Source organism: Pseudomonas sp. TE24901 (genome assembly GCF_054058375.1).
The window spans coordinates 259468-278826 of record NZ_JBSSAF010000004.1; the positions used below are offsets into that span (position 1 = coordinate 259468).

Annotated in this window: 17 protein-coding genes; 8 read left to right on the forward strand and 9 right to left on the reverse strand. The window is 60.2% G+C overall.

The window, feature by feature from the left end:
- Positions 1–39: 39 nt before the first annotated feature.
- The 6 genes from ACVWVP_RS09965 to kdpF form a co-directional block, all read right to left on the reverse strand.
- Positions 40–729 carry a response regulator gene (locus ACVWVP_RS09965; protein WP_017136125.1) on the reverse strand — a complete coding sequence of 230 codons (690 nt, stop codon included), beginning with the start codon at positions 727–729 and terminating at the stop codon, positions 40–42.
- 37 nt (positions 730–766) lie between these two features.
- On the reverse strand, positions 767–3418 hold the full coding sequence (locus ACVWVP_RS09970) for a DUF4118 domain-containing protein (RefSeq protein WP_457405520.1): 2652 nt from the start codon (positions 3416–3418) through the stop codon (positions 767–769).
- A gap of 125 nt (positions 3419–3543) precedes the next feature.
- Positions 3544–4089 (reverse strand): potassium-transporting ATPase subunit KdpC, encoded by a 546-nt coding sequence (kdpC, locus tag ACVWVP_RS09975; RefSeq protein WP_457405522.1) that lies wholly within the window; start codon positions 4087–4089, stop codon positions 3544–3546.
- Between the two features lie 110 nt (positions 4090–4199).
- Complete coding sequence (gene kdpB / locus ACVWVP_RS09980) at positions 4200–6257, reverse strand: potassium-transporting ATPase subunit KdpB (RefSeq protein WP_178919915.1); 2058 nt, start codon at positions 6255–6257, stop codon at positions 4200–4202.
- 11 nt (positions 6258–6268) lie between these two features.
- On the reverse strand, positions 6269–7963 hold the full coding sequence (gene kdpA / locus ACVWVP_RS09985; protein ID WP_457405526.1) for a potassium-transporting ATPase subunit KdpA: 1695 nt from the start codon (positions 7961–7963) through the stop codon (positions 6269–6271).
- Between the two features lie 9 nt (positions 7964–7972).
- Positions 7973–8062 (reverse strand): K(+)-transporting ATPase subunit F, encoded by a 90-nt coding sequence (gene kdpF, locus ACVWVP_RS09990; RefSeq protein ID WP_003218754.1) that lies wholly within the window; start codon positions 8060–8062, stop codon positions 7973–7975.
- A 413-nt stretch (positions 8063–8475) separates the two neighbouring features.
- On the opposite strand from kdpF, the gene eat reads away from it, so the two are divergent.
- Together eat and ACVWVP_RS10000 are read left to right on the forward strand one after the other, a co-directional pair.
- Complete coding sequence (gene eat, locus ACVWVP_RS09995; protein WP_259173358.1) at positions 8476–9840, forward strand: ethanolamine permease; 1365 nt, start codon at positions 8476–8478, stop codon at positions 9838–9840.
- 110 nt (positions 9841–9950) lie between these two features.
- On the forward strand, positions 9951–10118 hold the full coding sequence (locus ACVWVP_RS10000; RefSeq protein ID WP_003172675.1) for a DUF2897 family protein: 168 nt from the start codon (positions 9951–9953) through the stop codon (positions 10116–10118).
- A 74-nt stretch (positions 10119–10192) separates the two neighbouring features.
- Here ACVWVP_RS10000 and ACVWVP_RS10005 read toward each other — a convergent pair whose 3' ends face one another.
- The gene (locus ACVWVP_RS10005; RefSeq protein ID WP_457405528.1) at positions 10193–11041 is read right to left on the reverse strand and encodes an urea carboxylase-associated family protein; all 849 of its coding nucleotides are present in this window, start codon (positions 11039–11041) and stop codon (positions 10193–10195) included.
- 14 nt (positions 11042–11055) lie between these two features.
- Positions 11056–11700, reverse strand: coding sequence for a GntR family transcriptional regulator (locus ACVWVP_RS10010; protein WP_178919911.1), 645 nt, complete (start codon positions 11698–11700; stop codon positions 11056–11058).
- Between the two features lie 132 nt (positions 11701–11832).
- Between ACVWVP_RS10010 and ACVWVP_RS10015 the strand changes: the two genes are divergently transcribed.
- Positions 11833–12411, forward strand: a complete 579-nt coding sequence (locus ACVWVP_RS10015) for a TetR/AcrR family transcriptional regulator (RefSeq protein WP_034102685.1) — start codon at positions 11833–11835, stop codon at positions 12409–12411.
- Positions 12412–12428: 17 nt separating this feature from the next.
- On the opposite strand, the gene ACVWVP_RS10020 is transcribed toward ACVWVP_RS10015, so the two are convergent.
- A complete protein-coding gene (locus tag ACVWVP_RS10020; RefSeq protein WP_457405531.1) occupies positions 12429–12761 on the reverse strand; it encodes a ComEA family DNA-binding protein in 333 nt (110 codons plus the stop codon).
- A gap of 655 nt (positions 12762–13416) precedes the next feature.
- On the opposite strand from ACVWVP_RS10020, the gene ACVWVP_RS10025 reads away from it, so the two are divergent.
- From ACVWVP_RS10025 to ACVWVP_RS10045, 5 genes are read left to right on the forward strand one after another with little or no spacing between them, the layout of a single operon-like run.
- Complete coding sequence (locus ACVWVP_RS10025) at positions 13417–14406, forward strand: FAD-binding oxidoreductase (RefSeq protein ID WP_457405533.1); 990 nt, start codon at positions 13417–13419, stop codon at positions 14404–14406.
- Between the two features lie 12 nt (positions 14407–14418).
- Positions 14419–15192, forward strand: coding sequence for a glucose-1-phosphate cytidylyltransferase (gene rfbF / locus ACVWVP_RS10030; protein ID WP_178919907.1), 774 nt, complete (start codon positions 14419–14421; stop codon positions 15190–15192).
- Positions 15193–15194: 2 nt separating this feature from the next.
- Positions 15195–16280, forward strand: coding sequence for a CDP-glucose 4,6-dehydratase (gene rfbG / locus ACVWVP_RS10035; protein ID WP_457405537.1), 1086 nt, complete (start codon positions 15195–15197; stop codon positions 16278–16280).
- Positions 16281–16304: 24 nt separating this feature from the next.
- Complete coding sequence (rfbH, locus tag ACVWVP_RS10040) at positions 16305–17618, forward strand: lipopolysaccharide biosynthesis protein RfbH (protein WP_178919906.1); 1314 nt, start codon at positions 16305–16307, stop codon at positions 17616–17618.
- A gap of 3 nt (positions 17619–17621) precedes the next feature.
- Positions 17622–19334, forward strand: a complete 1713-nt coding sequence (locus ACVWVP_RS10045; RefSeq protein ID WP_457405541.1) for a thiamine pyrophosphate-binding protein — start codon at positions 17622–17624, stop codon at positions 19332–19334.
- The last annotated feature ends 25 nt before the right edge of the window (positions 19335–19359 follow it).

Here is a 19359-nt window from a genome sequence, read left to right on the forward strand (position 1 = left end):
TGGCTTGCCGGCGATAGCGTCAGGCCAGGCACCACAAACCTATGCGTTCAACAACCGATACCCCACCCCCGCCTCGGTCACGATAAAACGCGGCTGTGTCGGATCATCCGCCAGCTTCTGACGCAAATGCCCCACCACGATCCGCAAGTAGTGGCTGTCCTCGGTATGGGTCGGCCCCCAGATGTCCTTGAGCAATTGCTGCTGGGTGATCACGCGCCCAGGATGCCTCGCCAGTTGCGCCAGCACCGCGTACTCCTTACGGGTCAGGGCGACTTCGGCACCGTCCAGCAGCACCCGGCGATAGGCCAGGTCCACCGTCAACGGGCCAAAACTCAACGCGGCTTCCTGGGCCTCCCCGGCCGGAGCCTGGCGCAATAGGGCACGTACGCGGGCGAGAAATTCCTGGATGCCAAACGGTTTAGTCACGTAGTCATTGGCGCCGCTGTCCAGCGCCTCGACTTTCTGCACTTCACTGGCGCGCACCGACAACACCAGCACCGGCACCGTCGACCACTCGCGAAACTCGCGCAACACCTGTTGCCCGTCCATGTCCGGCAGGCCCAGGTCGAGCACCAGCAAATCCGGCTTGCTCAACGCTGCTTGCGCCAGGCCTTCGTTGCCGGTGCCAGCCTCGATCACCTTGTAGCCTTGGGAGGCCAGGCTGATGCGCAGGAATTTGCGGATCTGCGGCTCGTCATCAATGACCAAAATCGTTGCGGTCTGGCTCATGGTGTCCAATCAAAATCTGTGAAGAAAACAGGGTAGCTCATGCCTCGCGCTCCAGGCCAGGCTGGGTTGGCAGTGGCAGGAACAAGGTGATGCAAGTACCCCGCCCCTCAATGCCATCAGCCACGCTGATATGCCCGCCGTGGGCACCGACCATGCCCTGGCAAATGGCCAAGCCGAGGCCGGTACCCTGCCCGCCCCGGTCACCCCGGGCGGCGGTGTAGAACATGTCGAAAATCTTCGCGCGCTCGTCTTCAGGAATACCCGGCCCCTCATCGGCCACCGCGAAAAACAGCTGATCATCGGCCACCCCGGCGCTCACCTCCAGGCGGCCCTGGGCGGGTGAAAAGCGTGCCGCGTTTTCCAGCACATTGACCAAGGCTTGCTCGATCAGCGCCGCGTGCACGTACAGCAGCGGCAACGCCACGGGCACATCGGCCTTCACCCGCAAGGGCGCCAGCACGGCGCGCAAACGGCCGAGTGCACTGCCCACGATGTCACCCGGAGAGACCCAGTCCCGTGCCAGTTTCAGGGCGCCGTGGCCCAGGCGCGTCATGTCCAGCAGGTTCTGGATGTAGCGATCAAGGCGCTCGGCTTCATCGCGGGTGCCTTCCAGCAGTTCGCGGCGATCCTCCAGCGGAATGGCCTCGCCGAGGGCCAGCAGGCTGTCGATGCTGCCGCGCATGGCCGTCAGCGGCGTGCGCAAATCATGGGACACCGAGGCGAGCAAGGCGCTGCGCAGTTGCTCGGTTTCACCGTGCAGGCGCGCAGACTCCAGCTCCTGCGCCAGCTGCGCCCGGGCCAGTGCCTGGGCCAGCGGTTGGCTCAACGCCGTGAGCAAACGACGACGCTGACCGCTCAACTCCAGCCCCGGTTTGGGGCTGACCCCGAGCAAGCCCAGCGGCCCCTCCTCGCCCGACAACGGCCACCACCACCAACGCCCGAACGGCAAGGTGCCGGTGCCCATGCCGGCTGGTTGATCGTGTTGCCACGCCCAATCGGCAGCGGCGCGCTCGGCTTCAGTGAGGTTCAATGCGGCGCCGGTTTCGACCTTCCAGCCGCCCTGCCCGTCACGGTTGACCAGGCACAGGTCCAGGTCACTCCACCCCTCAAGGTGATGAGCCGCCGCGCTGATAACGGCCTGGCGGTCGGTCGCCGCCGTGAGTTTGCGCGACAGGTCGAGCAGTTCGCTGGTTTCTTCCTGGGTATCGCGCAGTGCCTGCAATTGCCGGCGCTGCCGTGCGGCAAGGTTGCCGGTCAAGGCGGCCATCAACAGGAAGAACAACAGGGTCAACACGTCCTCTTCGCGCTGGATGGCGAAGGAGAAATTCGGCGGGATAAACAAGAAATCGTAGGTCAGGAACGACAGCGCCGCACACACCAGGGACGGGCCCAGGCTGCTGCGCACCGCCACCAGCAACACGGCAGCAAGGAACACCAACGAGATGTTCGGCAACGGCAGCACACTGGCCACCGCCCAGGCCAACGCGGCGGCGATGATGGTCGCCACCACCGCCAGGCCGTAGTCGAACCAGACCAGCCCGCGCACATCCGGCAAGCGTGGCGGCGCGGGGATGTCGTCGCTGTCCAGCACGTTGATTTCCAAGCCGCGGGCATTGCGCAACAAGCGCGCGGCCAAGCCACCGCCGAACAGGCGCCGGCGCCAGCGCATCCGTGACTGCCCGACCAGTAACAGGCTGGCACGGCGTTCGGCGGCGTGTTGGATCAGCGTCTTGGCCACCTCCCCCGCCCGCAGCAACACCACTTCACCGCCCAGCCGCTCGGCCAACTGCTGGGCGTTCTGCAGGCGCAGGCGCGATTGCTCATCCCGCGCCCGGCCGTTATCGACATGCACCAGGCTCCACGGCAGATGCCGGCGCTGGGCCACGCGGCTGGCGTGACGCACCAGGCGTTCGGCTTGCGCATCGCCATCCACGCCCACCAGCAACCGCCCGCGCACGGCAGGTGCTGCCTGCCCGAGTTGGCGATAGCCCTGGGCCAAGTCGTCGTCGACATGGGCGGCGGCGGTTTGCATCGCCAGTTCACGCAGGGCCATCAGGTTGGTCTGGGTGAAGAAGGCCTCGATGGCCGCGCGGGCCTGCTCGGGCACGTAGACCTTGCCGTCGCGCAGACGCTCAAGCAGCTCGCGAGACGGCAGGTCGATCAGCAGCAGTTCGTCGGCCTCTTGCAGCACCCAGTCCGGCAGGGTTTCGCGCACCTGTACGCCGGTGATGCCGCGCACTTGATCGTTGAGGCTTTCCAGGTGCTGGACGTTGACCGTGGTGAACACGTTGATGCCGGCGGCCAGCAGTTCCTGGATGTCTTGCCAACGCTTTTCATGGCGGCTGCCAGGGGCGTTGCTGTGGGCCAGCTCGTCCACCAGCACCAGCTTGGGCTTGGCGGCGAGCAGGCCGTCGAGGTCCATTTCTTCGAGCATCACGCCGCGATATTCACTGCGCAGCAATGGTTGTTGCGGCAGGCCGCCGAGCAAGGCTTCGGTTTCGGCGCGGCCGTGGGTTTCGACCACGCCGGCGATCAGGCGCACGCCTTGGCGCAGCTGAGTGTGGGCGGCCTGGAGCATGGCGTAGGTCTTGCCCACACCCGGCGCGGCGCCCAGGAAGACTTTGAGCCGGCCACGGCCGTCCCGTGGCAGTTCGGCTAGCAGGGCATCGGCGCGGCCGGAGTCGCTCATGCGCGGGGGTTCCTTCAGGTGTTTATCGGGTGTGCTTCAGACCGCCATCGCGGGCAAGCCCGGCTCCCACAAGGGAAAGCATTCCCCTGTGGGAGCTGGCTTGCCTGCGATGGCGGCGTCACTGCCTACAACTTTTCCAGGGCCATGTTCAACGCCAGCACGTTCACCACCGGCGGCCCGATCAGCGGGCTTTCAATGTGCTCATCCAGCAACCGCTGCAGGGTCGACACCGGTACATTCCGTGCGGCGGCCACTCGCGCCAGTTGATAGGCAATCGCCTGTGGAGGCAAGTGTGGATCAAGACCGCTGCCGGAGGTAGTCAGCGAGACCAGGGGCACGGGCCCCTGGCCAGGTACCAACTGTTTGCTGGCATCGTCGAAGATGCGTGTGGCCAGCGCCGGGTTGCTTGGGCCCAAGTTGCTGGCGCTGCTGGAAACAGTGGCGAAAGCACCGGCCGAGGGGCGTGGATGGAACCAGGTGTCGCCGTTAAAGTCCTGGGCGATCAGGCTGGAACCCCGCACCTTGCCGCTGGCGTCGTGCACCAGGCTGCCATTGGCCTGATCAGGGAAGGCCACCTGGGCGACGCCAGTCACCACCAGCGGGTAGGCAACGCCGGTGATCAGGCTCATGAGCACCAGCAGGCTCAGGGCTGGGCGGATGATGTTAGACATTTCAACTTCCTCACATTAGATCTGTAGGAGCCGGCTTGTCGGCGATGGCGGTGGGTCAGTTGCACCGCGTCGGACCGATCGCCGGCAAGCCGGCTCCTACGAGAGTTGGGTTACACCAGGTGCAGCGCCGTCAGCAGCATGTCGATGGCCTTGATGCCCACGAACGGCACCAGGATCCCGCCCAGCCCGTAGATCAGCAGGTTGCGACGCAGCAACGCTGCCGCACTCGCCGCCTGCACGCGCACGCCGCGCAGCGCCAGGGGAATCAGCACCACGATGATCAAGGCGTTGAACACGATGGCCGAGAGAATCGCGCTCTGCGGGCTCTGCAGGTGCATCACGTTGAGCACGCCCAGTTGCGGGTAGATCGAGGCAAACAGCGCCGGCAGGATCGCGAAGTACTTGGCCACGTCGTTGGCGATAGAGAAGGTGGTGAGCGCGCCACGGGTCACCAGCAATTCCTTGCCGATCTGTACCACGTCCAGCAGCTTGGTCGGGTCGCTGTCGAGGTCGACCATGTTGGCGGCCTCGCGTGCGGCCTGGGTGCCGTCGTTCATGGCCATGCCGACGTCAGCCTGGGCCAGCGCCGGGGCATCGTTGGCACCGTCGCCACACATCGCAACCAGGCGGCCGTCGTTCTGCTCATGGCGAATGCGCGCGAGCTTTTTCTCCGGGGTGGCTTCGGCCAGCACGTCATCCACACCGGCTTCAGCGGCAATCGCGGCGGCGGTCAGCGGGTTGTCACCGGTGACCATCACGGTGCGAATCCCCAGCTTGCGCAACTCGGCGAAGCGTTCACGGATGCCGGGCTTGACCACGTCTTTGAGGTGGATCGCGCCCAGCAATTTGCCATCGGCACACACCAGCAACGGGGTGCCGCCGCTCTGGGCGATCTTGTCGATTTCACGCGACAGCGCGGGCAGCAGGTCGCGACGCTGTTGGCCGATAAACGTCAGCAGCGAATCCACGGCGCCTTTACGGAACACACGGCCTTGGTAATCCACGCCGGACAACCGGGTTTCCGCACTGAACGGCACGGAGGTCAGCTGGTCCAGGGTCGGTTCGGCCTGAGGGTGCAAGGCGCGCAGGTATTCAACAATGGATTTGCCTTCCGCCGTGTCGTCCGCCAACGACGCCAACAGCGCGCCCTCGGCCAGGTCCCGGCCACTGACGCCGGGCGCTGCGATCACCGCCGCACAGCGACGGTTGCCGAAGGTGATGGTGCCGGTCTTGTCCAGCAGCAACACGTGCACGTCGCCCGCCGCTTCCACCGCGCGACCGGATTTGGCGATCACGTTGAGGCGCACCAGACGGTCCATGCCGGCGATACCGATGGCCGACAGCAAACCACCGATAGTGGTAGGAATCAGCGTCACCAGCAGTGCGACCAGGAACACCAGCGGCAAGCTGCCACTGGCGAAGTGGGCGAACGGCTGCAGGGTCACCACCACCAGCAGGAAGATCAGCGTCAGGCCGATCAGCAGGATATCCAGCGCGACTTCGTTGGGGGTTTTCTGGCGCTTGGCGCCTTCGACCAGGGCGATCATGCGGTCAAGGGTGGACTCGCCCGGGTTGGCAGTGATGCGGATCAGCAGCCAGTCGGACACCAGGCGGGTGTTGCCGGTGACGGCCGAACGGTCGCCACCGGACTCACGGATCACCGGCGCGGATTCACCGGTAATCGCCGCTTCGTTGACCGCCGCGATGCCTTCGATGACCTCGCCGTCACCGGGGATCATTTCCCCGGCGGCGACGCGCACCACATCGCCTTTGCGCAGGCTGGTGGCCGGCACCACCTTGAAGCTGCCATCGGCCTCCTTGCGCCGGGCGCTCAGGCCTTCGCTGCCGGCCTTGAGGCTGTCGGCACGGGCCTTGCCGCGACCTTCGGCCAGGGCCTCGGCGAAGTTGGCAAACAGCACGGTGAACCACAGCCATACGGCGATCTGCACCGCAACGTAGGTGGGCACTGCTGTGTCGGGCACAAAGCACAACACGGTGGTGAGGATGGCGGTCAGTTCGACCACCAGCATGACCGGCGAGCGTTGCAGTTGGCGCGGATCCAGCTTGACGAACGCCTGGACCAGCGCAGGGCGCCACAGGGCAGAGATGGCGGTTTTGGCAGGCTCCTGGGTTTGCACAGGAGCTGCGTTTTTTGCAGGCATATTCATTTTCATATCCCTCAGAAGCCCATGCTCAGGTGTTCAGCAATCGGGCCCAGCGCCAGGGTCGGCAAGAACGTCAGGCCGCCCACCAGCAAGATGGTCACAGTCAACAGCGTCACGAACAGCGGGCCATGAGTGGGGAAGCTGTTCTGGCCAATCGGAGCGGTCTTCTTCATCGCCAGGCTGCCGGCCAGTGCCAGTACCGGCAGGATGTAGCCGAAGCGGCCGATCAACATACCCAGGCCCAGCATCAGGTTGTGGAACGGGGTGTTGGCACTGAAGCCGCCGAACGCCGAACCGTTGTTGGCACTCGCTGAGGTGTAGGCGTAGAGCAACTGGCTGAAACCATGGGGACCGGGGTTGCTGATAGCGCCCGCCGGACCAGGCAAACTGGCGGCGATGGCACCCAGCACCAAGGTGCCTACCGGCATCACCAGCAAGGTCACCACCAGCAATTGCACTTCCTTGGCCTGAAGTTTCTTGCCCAGGTATTCCGGTGTGCGGCCGATCATCAGGCCGGCGAGGAACACGGCGATCAGCACATTGAGCAACATGCCGTACATGCCGGCGCCGACACCGCCGAAGATCACTTCGCCGACCATCATGTTGACCAGCGCCACCATGCCGCTGAGGGGGTTGAGGCTGTCCTGCATGCCATTGACCGAGCCGTTGGACGCCGCCGTCGTGGTCACCGACCAGAGCACCGTGCCAGTGGTACCGAAGCGTGCTTCCTTACCTTCCATCGGTGCGGTTTGCTCGACGGCAGGATTATTCAGCGTCGGGTTGGGCTGATACTCGGCCCACAGCGAGGTCGCACCGCCGATCAGGAACAGCGCCAGCATGCAGCCGAGGATCGCGCGGCTCTGACGCAGGTCTTTGACGTAGTGGCCAAACGTAAACACCAGTGCCACCGGGATCAGAATGATCGCCGCCAGCTCGAACAGGTTGGCCCAGGCTGTCGGGTCTTCAAAGGGGTGGGCCGAGTTGACGCCGAAGAAACCACCGCCGTTAGTGCCCAATTGCTTGATCGCAATCTGACTGGCAGCCGGGCCCAGCGGAATCACTTGATCCACGCCCTGCATCGTCACGGCATCAACGTAATGAGCGAAGGTTTGCGGCACGCCCTGCCACACCAGGTACAACGCCAGCACCAGGCACAATGGCAGCAGGCCATAGAGGGTGGCGCGGGTCATGTCGACCCAGAAGTTGCCCAGTGTCTTGGTGGACTTGCGACCAATCCCACGGCACAACGCGACCAGGACGGCGAGCCCCGTGGCGGCGCTGACGAAGTTCTGCACGGTCAGGCCAACCATCTGGCTGAGGTAGCTCAGGGAAGCCTCACCGCTGTAGGACTGCCAGTTGGTATTGGTCATGAAACTGATCGCAGTGTTGAAGGCCAGGGTCCATTCCTGGCCCGGCAATTTCTGCGGGTTCAGTGGGAGATAGTCCTGGAACAACAGGATCGCGAAGAGCAGCACAAAGCCTGCGAGGTTGAATGCCAGCAAGGCCAGCGTGTATTTCTGCCAGCTTTGTTCTTGATGCTCATCCACGCCCGACAGGCGATAACAGGCGCGCTCCACCGGGCCGAGCACCGGCGTGAGCCAGGTGCGCTGCCCTTCCATCACCTTGTAGTAGAACCGCCCGAGGAACGGTGCCGGCACCAGCACCACCGCAAAGAAGGCGATGATCAGCCAATAGTCATAACTGTGCATGGCCCGCTCCTAGTTCCGATCCGCGCGTAACAGCGCAACCAGCAGATAAATGAACAGCGCCACGGCCAATAGCAGTGACACCCCGTCCAGAACGCTCATGGAAGTCTCTCCGTTTTGCGGCGATTGCCGCGTGTGGGGCAATTGTCGGCAGGAGTGGCGTAAAGGAACGAGAGCGAGGGTATGGGTGGGGCGTAAAGACGGCGTAAAGAGTGGGTTTATGCGGGGTTTACAGGGGGATTTATGGTGAGTTTGAGGGCCTCATCGCGGGCAAGCCCGGCTCCCACACCTGGCTGCGTTTGACCAGGATATGCGCGCTCCACTGTGGGAGCGGGCTTGCCCGCGAAGGCGCCAGCTCAGTCACCAGCGCCCCTATCTGGTGCAACGCTGGAAAATTTCAAACGCCAAACCGTCGTACTGGCGACAGTTGCACTGCTTTACGACAATGATTCTCAGGCTGGCATGCCCACTGCAACACCCTGAATCATTCCAACCGGTTCAGGGAGAGCAACACGATGAACACACAACTCAAACCCACTTTAGGCACCCTGCATTTGTGGGGCATTGCGGTCGGGCTGGTGATTTCCGGTGAATACTTCGGCTGGAGCTATGGCTGGGGCGTGGCAGGTACGCTGGGGTTCCTGGTGACTTCACTGATGGTCGCGGCGATGTACACCTGCTTTATCTTCAGTTTCACTGAGTTGACCACCGCCATTCCTCATGCTGGCGGGCCGTTTGCCTACAGCCGTCGCGCCTTCGGAGAAAAAGGTGGCCTGATCGCGGGTCTCGCCACCCTGATCGAATTTGTCTTCGCCCCGCCCGCCATCGCCTTGGCCATCGGCGCCTACCTGAATGTGCAGTTTCCGGCACTGGACCCGAAACACGCGGCCGTGGGTGCCTACATCGTGTTCATGGGCCTGAACATCCTCGGGGTGAAGCTCGCAGCAACCTTTGAGCTGGTGGTGTGCGTACTGGCCGTCGCCGAACTGCTGGTGTTCATGGGCGTGGTTGCCCCGGCCTTCAGTTTCAGCCACTTTGCCCTGAATGGCTGGGCGGGCGCTGACACCTTCGGCGCCCCGGCAATTGCCGGGATGTTCGCGGCGATTCCGTTTGCGATATGGTTTTTCCTGGCCATCGAAGGCGCGGCCATGGCGGCCGAGGAAGCCAAAGATCCGAAGCGCACCATTCCAAAAGCCTACATCAGCGGCATCCTCACCCTGGTGCTCCTGGCCATGGGGGTGATGTTCTTCGCCGGTGGCGTAGGCGACTGGCGCACCCTGTCGAACATCAATGACCCGTTGCCCCAGGCCATGAAAACCGTGGTCGGCGAGAGTTCCGGCTGGTTGCACATGCTGGTGTGGATCGGCCTGTTTGGCCTGGTGGCCAGCTTCCACGGGATCATCCTCGGTTACTCGCGCCAGTTTTTTGCCCTGGCCCGCGCTGGTTACTTGCCACCGTTCCTGGCCAAACTGTCGCGTTTTCAGACACCGCACCGAGCAATCATCGCCGGCGGCGTGGTCGGCATCGCCGCCATCTACAGCGACGGCCTGATCAACCTGGGCGGCATGACGCTGACCGCAGCGATGATCACCATGGCGGTCTTCGGGGCCATCGTGATGTATATCATGAGCATGCTCAGCCTGTTCAAGCTGCGTAAGACCGAACCATTGCTGGAGCGTACCTTCCGGGCGCCGGGCTATCCGATCGTGCCCGGCATTGCGCTGGTGCTGGCGGTGGTGTGCCTGGTGGCCATGGCGTGGTTCAACGCGCTGATCGGGCTGATCTTCCTCGGCTTCATGCTGGCGGGGTTCGTCTACTTCCAAATGACTGCACAGGATCGCGCCGATGCGCCGGCGGATGCGATGTTGACCGGGCTCTGAGTTAACGAGGCGGAACAGGCCTACAATGAACTACTCAGAAAGCCTGTTGCTCAAAGCAGTTATTACCGTGGGAAAATTCTCCCACGGTAATCCGCCTCAAGGAGAGCCTTATGCCGTGGTATGCGTGGTTGATTATGGTGGTCGCGATCGGTTCGATCGTCGGTGGTTTGATGATGCTGCGTGACAGCGCCAACAAAGTGGAACTCACCGACGAACAACGCAAGCGCGTGGCCGAGCGCAACGCCCAGGCGGATGCCAAGGATGCGCAGGACCGCTGACCGATCCAATGAGGTCGTTCACTGTAGTGAGCGGGCTCGCCCCGCGCCGGGCTGCGAAGCAGCCCCTCCCCCAATCACTCCCAAGCCGCCTTGGCAATCTGCAACCCATGCTGCCCCTTATAGGCCGCACGCTCCGGCTGGCTCCAGCCGCTCAGCAATGCCTCTTCCAACCTGTAGATCTCAACCCCCAAAGGACGGCACACCGTCAGCGGGTCCTGCGCTTCAGGCCCCCACATCGGCAGCGACAAATCTCCACCAGGGCACGTGGACAACGCACACAGCAGATCAATCTCGGCAAAAAACTCCAAGTAGTCGCCCTTCTGCGCCGGGCACGCCTTCATGAAGTACATATCGTCATGATTAAGGCCGGTGCATTGGAAAATATTCAGCACGTCATGCACATCAAACTCCGTCAAACCGTGGGGCAATACTGCACGGGTCAGGTTGGAGTGGCAGTGGTGATGGAAGTCTTCGCCGGTGAGCATGCGGTTCACATACGGATCGCAGCGGGTGCCCAGCAGGTCGTGGAGCCGCCCGCCATGCTCGTCGATGCCATAACCGGCCAGGCTGTCATCGGTGATCGTCACCAGCGGACGCAGAAACGGCAGGTTCGACCACAAACGGTCATGGGTACTGACATGGGCGCCCTGCAACTGGCGAGTGCGCGCCGCCCATAGGCGCTCGCGGGGGTCATTGGCGTTCCACACGTTGAAGTCACCCACCTGAGGCCCCACCGGTGTGGTGACCCGAAACACATGCCCGGCCGGCACCTTCCAAGCTTTACCCGTGCGAATCGGCACCTCGAACTGCTCGATCAATTGGCGCTGGTCCTTTCGGTCACGTATGCGTTCGTAAAACGCCGTATCAACCTGCAACGCCGAACCTTTACTGACCTGATAAGCGGCCGGATAGTCTTTGTACATGGGGCAATCCTCCATCAAGGGTGATCAAACAGGGCCAGCGAAAGGCGCTCGGAATCGTGCAAGTACAGCTCCATCGCCTCTTGCGCAGCAGGTTTATTACCGATGGCGAGCAGCGTGTAGATCTCACGGTCGCGCTCCAGCCAGGGCGACTGGAAACGTTGTTCATCAGGCGCGGCACAAAACACCAGGCGCAGTTGCGCGATGACCTGGGCAAAAAACTCATCGAACAACGGGCTGTGCATCAAACCAACGACGTGTTGGTGGAACACCAGGCTATGGGTCGCCACGGCGCGCCAGTCCTCCCGCTCTCGGGCCAACGTTGTGGCTTCGATGGCGCTCTGCATGCGTTCACACTGTGTTTCAGAAAGCCTGTCGCTCTGGGCGATCGCCTGCAATTCCAGGGTACGGCGCACCCTAAACAGGTCGCGCACTTCATCCCGTTCCAGCCGTCGCACCATGACGCCTTTGTTGCGCACATAACGGGTGAGCCCCTCTTGCCCCAAACGGTGCAACGCTTCGCGAATCGTATTGCGCGACGCGCTATAGACCTTGACCAGGTCCACCTCGACCAGCGCCATCCCCGGCAGTAGTCGCCCGCCGATGATATCGGCACGCAACTCCAGGGCGATCTGGTCGGCTAACGACAAACTGAGCGTCATGACCACCTCATGATTGTTGAACAATCCTATCCCTAGACGTAATCACTTTTCATGCCAACGCCTTGCACGCAGGCTGGATGCGTAAAAAGGTTCAACTCCGTTAGACTGCCCGCACGTTTCCGAGGCGTTTCTATGCGTTACTCACAAGACCACAAGGCCCAGACCCATCAGCGCATCATCAAGGAAGCCTCCGTGCGCTTCCGCCGCGACGGCATTGGCGCGACCGGTTTGCAGCCATTGATGAAAGCGCTGAACCTGACACACGGCGGGTTCTACGCGCATTTCAAATCCAAGGATGAACTGGTCGAAAAAGCCCTGCAGGCTGCGGCGGCAGAACTCGATGCCCATTGCGACAGGCTGTTCAGCCAGGAACGCCCGCTGGAAGCGTTTATCGACAGCTACCTGTCGGAGTGGCACCTGACTTCGCCTGCTGAGGGTTGCCCTTTGCCGACCATGTCCTCTGAATTGGGCCTGAGAGGCCAGCATAGTGCGACCACAGATGCCGTGCTTGGCGCCCGGCTCAAACAGATCGAAACAGCGTTGGGGGACGGCCGTGGCGACACGCAGGCCTTGGTGATGATGTCGACGCTGGTGGGCGCATTGGTACTGGCCAGGAGCGTCGAAGACCCGACGTTGGCGCAACGGATCATGAACGTGGTGCGCGACAGCTTGAAGACACAGAACATGGAGAATGAAAAGGCCGGTCAGTGACCGGCCTTTTGCGTGACTTAGTTGATAGCAAGCCGGTCGCGATTTTTCTCCAGCAACGCCTTGCCAATACCTTTTACCTCTAACAACTCATCCACTGCCGTGAAGGGGCCATTGCTTTCACGATAAGCCACGATCGCCTTGGCTTTGGCGGCACCAATGCCGAAGAGGTCACGGCGCAGGGTTTCGGCGTCGGCGGCGTTGAGGTTGACCTTGGCCGATTGGTCGGCCTTGGTGAGCTGGGCGGTGATGGGGGCCGGGGCTTCGGGCTTGATGGAAGGTGCCGCAGTGGCCGCAACGGAGAAGGTAGTGAGGAAAGCGAAGATCAACGAAGAGAGATAGGTGTTTTGCATTGGTGACGCTCCATGACATCGATAAGAGAAAAGCAGCTTTTCCGAAGCTGCTTTTTTAACTTAGGTGATGATGGGCGAGAGTCAAAAACGGGTGGGTTACGGCGTGTAACTCCTGCTTGCGACACCCAGGGTGCCACTAGCCAGAGCGGTGGCCATCCTACATTTCCAGTTAGGGCCCCAAGCAGGTAGAATTGCCGCAACTTTTCACATGAATCAATCTGAACGCACTAGCGCGTTCTCGCCGTGTGCGAGCTTGACGAGCGTATGCCCGATGAGCACTTGCCCACCTGGCGGGAACATCTGCCATTGGGTGCAATGGAAGGTTCATAGATTCATTACACCTGCAGCAACGCCCCAGCAGAATATCGCGTCCGAAGACTCACTATTTTGCGTTACCACTGGTAATTATCGACAGGATTCAATCGGTATGCGGTTAGAACCGGTTGTTTTTGTTCGCTTTAACCTATACGAAAATGCCCCTGACGTGGGGTATGCAGTCTGCGCACTGAATGTCGCACGACGTTCAGAGTTATGACGAGAGGAGATGTAAACGTACATGGGTATCAAAAGTATGGCACCGGTGTGTACAACACCTAACATTCAAGAGGATGGGCGAAGCTGCCGTGACGCCACCTCTGTGCGTGGTGCCTGACACATGTCAATTATCACACTGTCGAACCACAAGACATTTACGGCAGAGCCCGACAAAACCCTTCTGGCCTGTGCAAAATCGCAAGGCATCGTGCTCGAATACAGCTGCCGTACCGGTCGCTGTGGCGTGTGTAAAGCCAATGTGCTTCAGGGCGAGACTGAGGTGATACAACCCGAGCTGGCGCTGACAGAAGACGAGCGCGCAAGCGGTGCAATCCTGACGTGTTGCCGTGCGGCAACCTCCGATCTTGAACTGGATATAGAAGATCTTGGCGCACTGGCTGAAATTCAGATCAGAACGATGCCTTGCCGACTCGATACGCTGGAGCGACTGGCGGACGATGTGGTGCGAGTGGTCCTCAGAACCCCTCCCAAAAGCGCGCTTTTCTTCCTCGCCGGGCAGTACATTGATGTCATTGGCAAGGAAGGCGTGCGTCGCAGCTATTCCATTGCCAACGCCGTGCGCGAGGATGCCAAGCTGGAGCTGCATATTCGCCAGGTTCCCAATGGTGTCATGAGCCAATACTGGTTTGGCGATGCTCAACCCAATGATCTGTTACGGCTGGAAGGCCCACTTGGCACCTTCTGCCTGCGCGAGACCCGCACCACAAACCTGGTATTCATGGCCACAGGGACCGGAATCGCGCCCGTCAAGGCCATGCTCGAGGCGCTGGCGGCCACCCCCGAATCACTAAGCGGCAAGCACATATACGTCTACTGGGGTGGCCGTACAGAAGCCGACTTGTACTGGACCCCTGATTTTCCAACACTGGGCTTGACCTACCGACCAACTTTGTCACGCGCGAACGCGCAGTGGCCGGGTGCCAAGGGTTACGTCCAGCAGGTTGTACTTGCAGAAAACCTTGATCTGGCCGATACCTCGGTCTATGCCTGTGGCTCTGAAGCCATGATCCATGCGGCACGCGAGGTGCTGACACAGGCTGGCCTGCCCCTCAAACATTTCCATTCTGATGCCTTTGTAAGCTCGAATTGACCCGGAGACAGCATGAAAGCAGTTATTTTGGCCGGTGGCCTGGGAACGCGGCTAAGCGAAGAAACCAGTGTACGCCCAAAACCGATGGTCGAGATCGGCGGCAAACCCATCCTCTGGCACATCCTGAAGATGTATTCCGCGCACGGCATCAATGACTTCATTATCTGCTGCGGCTACAAGGGGTATGTGATCAAGGAATACTTTGCCAACTATTTTCTGCATATGTCCGACGTCACATTTAACATGCGTGACAACACCATGAAGGTGCATGACCAGCGTGCTGAAGACTGGAATATTACCTTGGTCGATACCGGTGACGACTCTATGACCGGTGGTCGCCTGCGTCGCGTCTCTGACTATGTCAAAAACGAAGAGGCCTTTTGTTTCACCTATGGCGACGGTGTCAGCGACCTTGATATCAGTGCCACCCTGGCCTTCCATAAGGCACACGGCAAGGCCGCAACGCTCACCGCAACATTCCCGCCTGGCCGTTTTGGCGCCCTGGACATTCAGAAGGGACAAGTACTGAACTTCAAGGAAAAACCCAAGGGTGATGGTGCGCTGATCAATGGCGGCTTCTTCGTACTGAGCCCGACGGTACTCGATTACCTGGAAGACGACAGCACTACCTGGGAACAGGAACCGTTGATGAGGCTCGCGGCCGAAGGCCAGCTCATGGCCTACGAGCATCCAGGTTTTTGGCAACCCATGGACACGTTGCGCGACAAACACTATCTAGAGGAACTTTGGCAGTCAGGCAAAGCGCCCTGGAAATCCTGGGATTGAATATGAAGTCGACAGTTTCTCCTGCCTTTTGGCAAGGCAAAAGAGTCTTCGTCACTGGCCACACCGGGTTCAAGGGCAGTTGGCTGTCTCTGTGGCTGACCAGCCTTGGCGCGCACGTGAAGGGCTTTGCCCTGGCGCCACCGACTCACCCTGCCCTGTTCCTCGAGGCCAAGGTGGCAGAACGTATGGAGTCGGAACAAGGTGATATTCGCGATTTGGCGGCTATCACCCACAGCATGACGCACTTCAACCCTGACATATTGATCCATATGGCAGCACAGCCGCTGGTCCGCTTGTCTTACCGCGAGCCAGTCGAGACCTACGCCACCAACGTGATGGGCACCCTGCACGTGCTCGAAGCCGCACGGCAGTGCCCCAATCTGCGCGCAATCGTCAACGTCACCACAGACAAATGTTATGAAAACCGCGAGTGGGAATGGGGCTACCGTGAAGACGAGCCCATGGGCGGTCATGACCCATACAGCAACAGCAAAGGTTGTGCGGAGCTGATCACCAGTGCCTATCGCAAGTCGTTTTTCAACAATCCCCAAGGTGCCGCACTGGCCTCTGGCAGGGCTGGCAACGTAATTGGCGGCGGTGATTGGGCAGAGGACCGGCTAATACCTGATATTCTCAGTGCCTTCGAGAAGGGGCAGCCCGTCACAATACGTAACCCGAAGTCCACCCGGCCATGGCAACACGTGCTGGAACCGCTGAGTGGATACCTCGTGCTGGCAGAACATCTCTGGAATCACGGCCATCGTTTTGCCCAAGGCTGGAACTTCGGCCCCAAGGATGAAGATGCACGCCCCGTGGAGTGGATCCTCGATCACATGGTGCAGGCCTGGGGCTCAGGTGCCCGATGGCAACTGGATCAGGACCCGCAACCGCACGAGGCCAACTACCTCAAGCTGGATATTTCAAAGGCGCGTGCGCACTTGCAGTGGACACCCAGCTGGAACCTTGAAACCACGCTCGGCCGGATTGTCACCTGGCACCGAGCCTGGTTGAGTGGTAGCGACATGCAGGCCCATTGCCTGGAAGAAATCAATGCCTACATGCTCGCCATGCATGCCAGCAGCAACTAAATCTATTTTTTAGCAGGATTTTTCATGACACCCGATATGCTCCGCCAGGAAATCAGCAAGCTCGTCGAGCAATACGCCAACGTCGCATTGGCGAGCAAGCCGTTCGTGGCCGGTGAGACCGTTATCCCGCCTTCCGGCAAGGTTATCGGCGCTCGCGAATTGCAACTGATGGTCGAAGCCTCCCTGGATGGCTGGCTGACAACCGGCCGCTTCAATGCTGAGTTCGAGAAAAAGCTCGCTGAGTTCATCGGTGTCAAATTCCTGTTGTCGGTCAATTCCGGCTCCTCCGCCAACCTGGTTGCCTTCAGCACCCTGACCTCACCCAAGCTGGGTGAGCGGGCGATCAAGAAAGGCGATGAAGTGATTGGTGTGGCCGCGGGCTTCCCGACCACGGTCAATCCCATCGTTCAATTCGGTGCGATCCCGGTATTTGTCGATGTCGACATGGCCACCCACAACATCAATGCAGACTTGATCGAAGCAGCCATCACGCCAAAAACCAAGGCGATCATGCTGGCCCACACGCTGGGCAACCCGTTCAACCTGGGCAAGGTCAAGGCATTGTGTGAAAAGTACAACCTGTGGCTGGTTGAGGATTGCTGCGACGCCCTGGGTGCAACTTACGACGGCAAGCTGGTGGGTACTTTCGGCGACATCGCCACCCTCAGCTTTTACCCCGCACACCACATCACCATGGGCGAAGGTGGGGCCGTATTCACCAACAACCCACAGCTCAAGGTAATTGCCGAGTCGTTCCGCGACTGGGGCCGTGATTGCTACTGCGCACCCGGCTGCGACAACACCTGCGGTGATCGCTTTGGCCAGCAATATGGCAGCCTGCCTCAAGGTTACGACCACAAGTACGTGTACGCACACCTGGGCTATAACCTGAAAATCACCGACATGCAGGCAGCCTGCGGCCTGGCCCAACTCGAACGCGCCCAGGACTTCATCGACACCCGCAAGCGCAACTTCGCGTTGCTCAAGGAGCGTTTGTCCAGCCTGTCCGAGTTCCTGGAAATCGCTGAAGCCACCCCCAACAGCGATCCTTCATGGTTCGGTTTCCCGGTGACGCTCAAGGAAAGCAGCGGCGTCAACCGCGTCGATTTGCTCAAGTACCTTGACCAGCACAAAATTGGCACACGACTGCTCTTTGCCGGCAACCTGACTCGCCAGCCTTACTTCCAGAACCTGGAATACCGCGTAGTGGGCGAACTGACCAATACCGACCGCACCATGAACCAGACCTTCTGGCTTGGTGTACAGCCATCGCTGGGCCAAGAGCACTTCGAGTTTGTAGGTGAGAAGTTGGAAGAATTCTTTGGAATCGGCTTCTAGGCGATGAAAGCATCGGATGCGGTGGCGCTGGTTCTTGCACAGAACAAGGTTCTGTATGGCTATGAACTGATCGGTGGGATGATCACGCACCTGGTTGACAGCATCAATCAGTTGGGTCAGACCAAACTGGTCTCGGTTCACCATGAGCAAGGGGCCGCGTTTGCCGCATCTGCCGTTGCCCGTGCAACGCACCACGAAATACTCGGTGTTGCCCTGGGTACAAGCGGCCCGGGCGCCACTAACCTGATGACCGGCATAGCCGACTGCTGGCTTGACAGCCACCCGTGCCTATTTCTGACAGGCCAGGTTAATACCTACGAACTCAAAGGTGGCAGAAATATTCGCCAACAGGGTTTTCAGGAGCTCGATAGCGTTGCGCTGGTCAGCAGCATCACAAAGTATGCCTATCAGGTCAAACATGTCGACGAGTTGCTTGTTTGTCTGCAGAAAGCGATCGACATCGCCAAGGAAGGACGCCCCGGCCCGGTGCTGCTGGATATTCCGATGAACATACAACGCGCCGATATTGATGACAGCGTCGTACAAGCGATGTTGGCGCCGCGCGATGAACAGGCCGTGGATCAAGTTCGCGCTTGCGACATCGAGGCAATAGCCAATGCGCTGGCATCCGCGCAAAGACCTTTGATCTTGCTGGGTGGAGGCGCCGTCAACACACGCCAATTCAAGCAATGGCTCGAACAGTTGGAAGGTCTGGACGTTCCATATGTAGCCAGTTTGAAAGGTTCAGAGAAAATCCCGGCGAACGCGAACTACCTGGGCATGCTCGGCGCCTACGGAACGCGCACAGCCAACCACGCGGTGCAAAACTGCGATTTCCTACTGGTATTGGGAAGTCGCCTGGATGTTCGACAAACGGGTGCACAACCCGAAGATTTCGCCCGCAAGGCCAAAATTTTCCAGATTGACCTGATGGCAGGGCAATTGAACAACCGGGTTCAAACACACGCCTCCTACATAATGGAACTGAATACCTTCTTTGCCAGTTTCGTTCTTTCCCAAGTGCCGAAAAACAAGGCGTGGGCCGCCTGGGCAGCCGAATTGCAGGCCCGCTTCCAGATCAGTTTTGTAGACGAGTACAGCGACTGGCGTGTTAGCCCGTTTGCGATTTTTTCGAGTCTTTGCAAGCTGGCTAAAGGACAGGCTGTCGATTATGTTGCCGATGTCGGCAACAACCAAATGTGGGCAGCGCATACACTCCGCTTGAGCCCCGGCCAATCCATGCATCACTCCGGTGGGCTGGGCACCATGGGGTTCGCGATTCCAGCCGCCATTGGCGCTTGCAACGCCGGCAACAAGCCTGTGATTGTCATTACCGGAGACGGTGGCGCGCAGCTCAACATTCAGGAGCTGGATATCATTGCGCGAGACCAACTGCCGGTACTGGTAATAGTGCTCAACAACCACTCTCTGGGGATGGTACACGGGTTTCAAGAAATGTACTTTGAGGGCCGAACGTCTTCGACCTACTGGAACGGTTACACATCTCAATTCAAAGCCATTGGTGAAGCTTATGGCATCACTGGCAGGATTGTTACACGGGATGCCGACTTCCATGCCCCTGTCAGGGAGTTTTTGGAAGCACCCCGCCCCATGTTGATTGAGGTCATCATGCCTGACGCACGAGAGTGTCGCCCACGGCTCGAGTTCGGGAAGTTGATTGACCAGCAAATGCCCCCAAAAGGCATGGGTATTTAACCCATAAATTTTCGAAAGTCAGCTG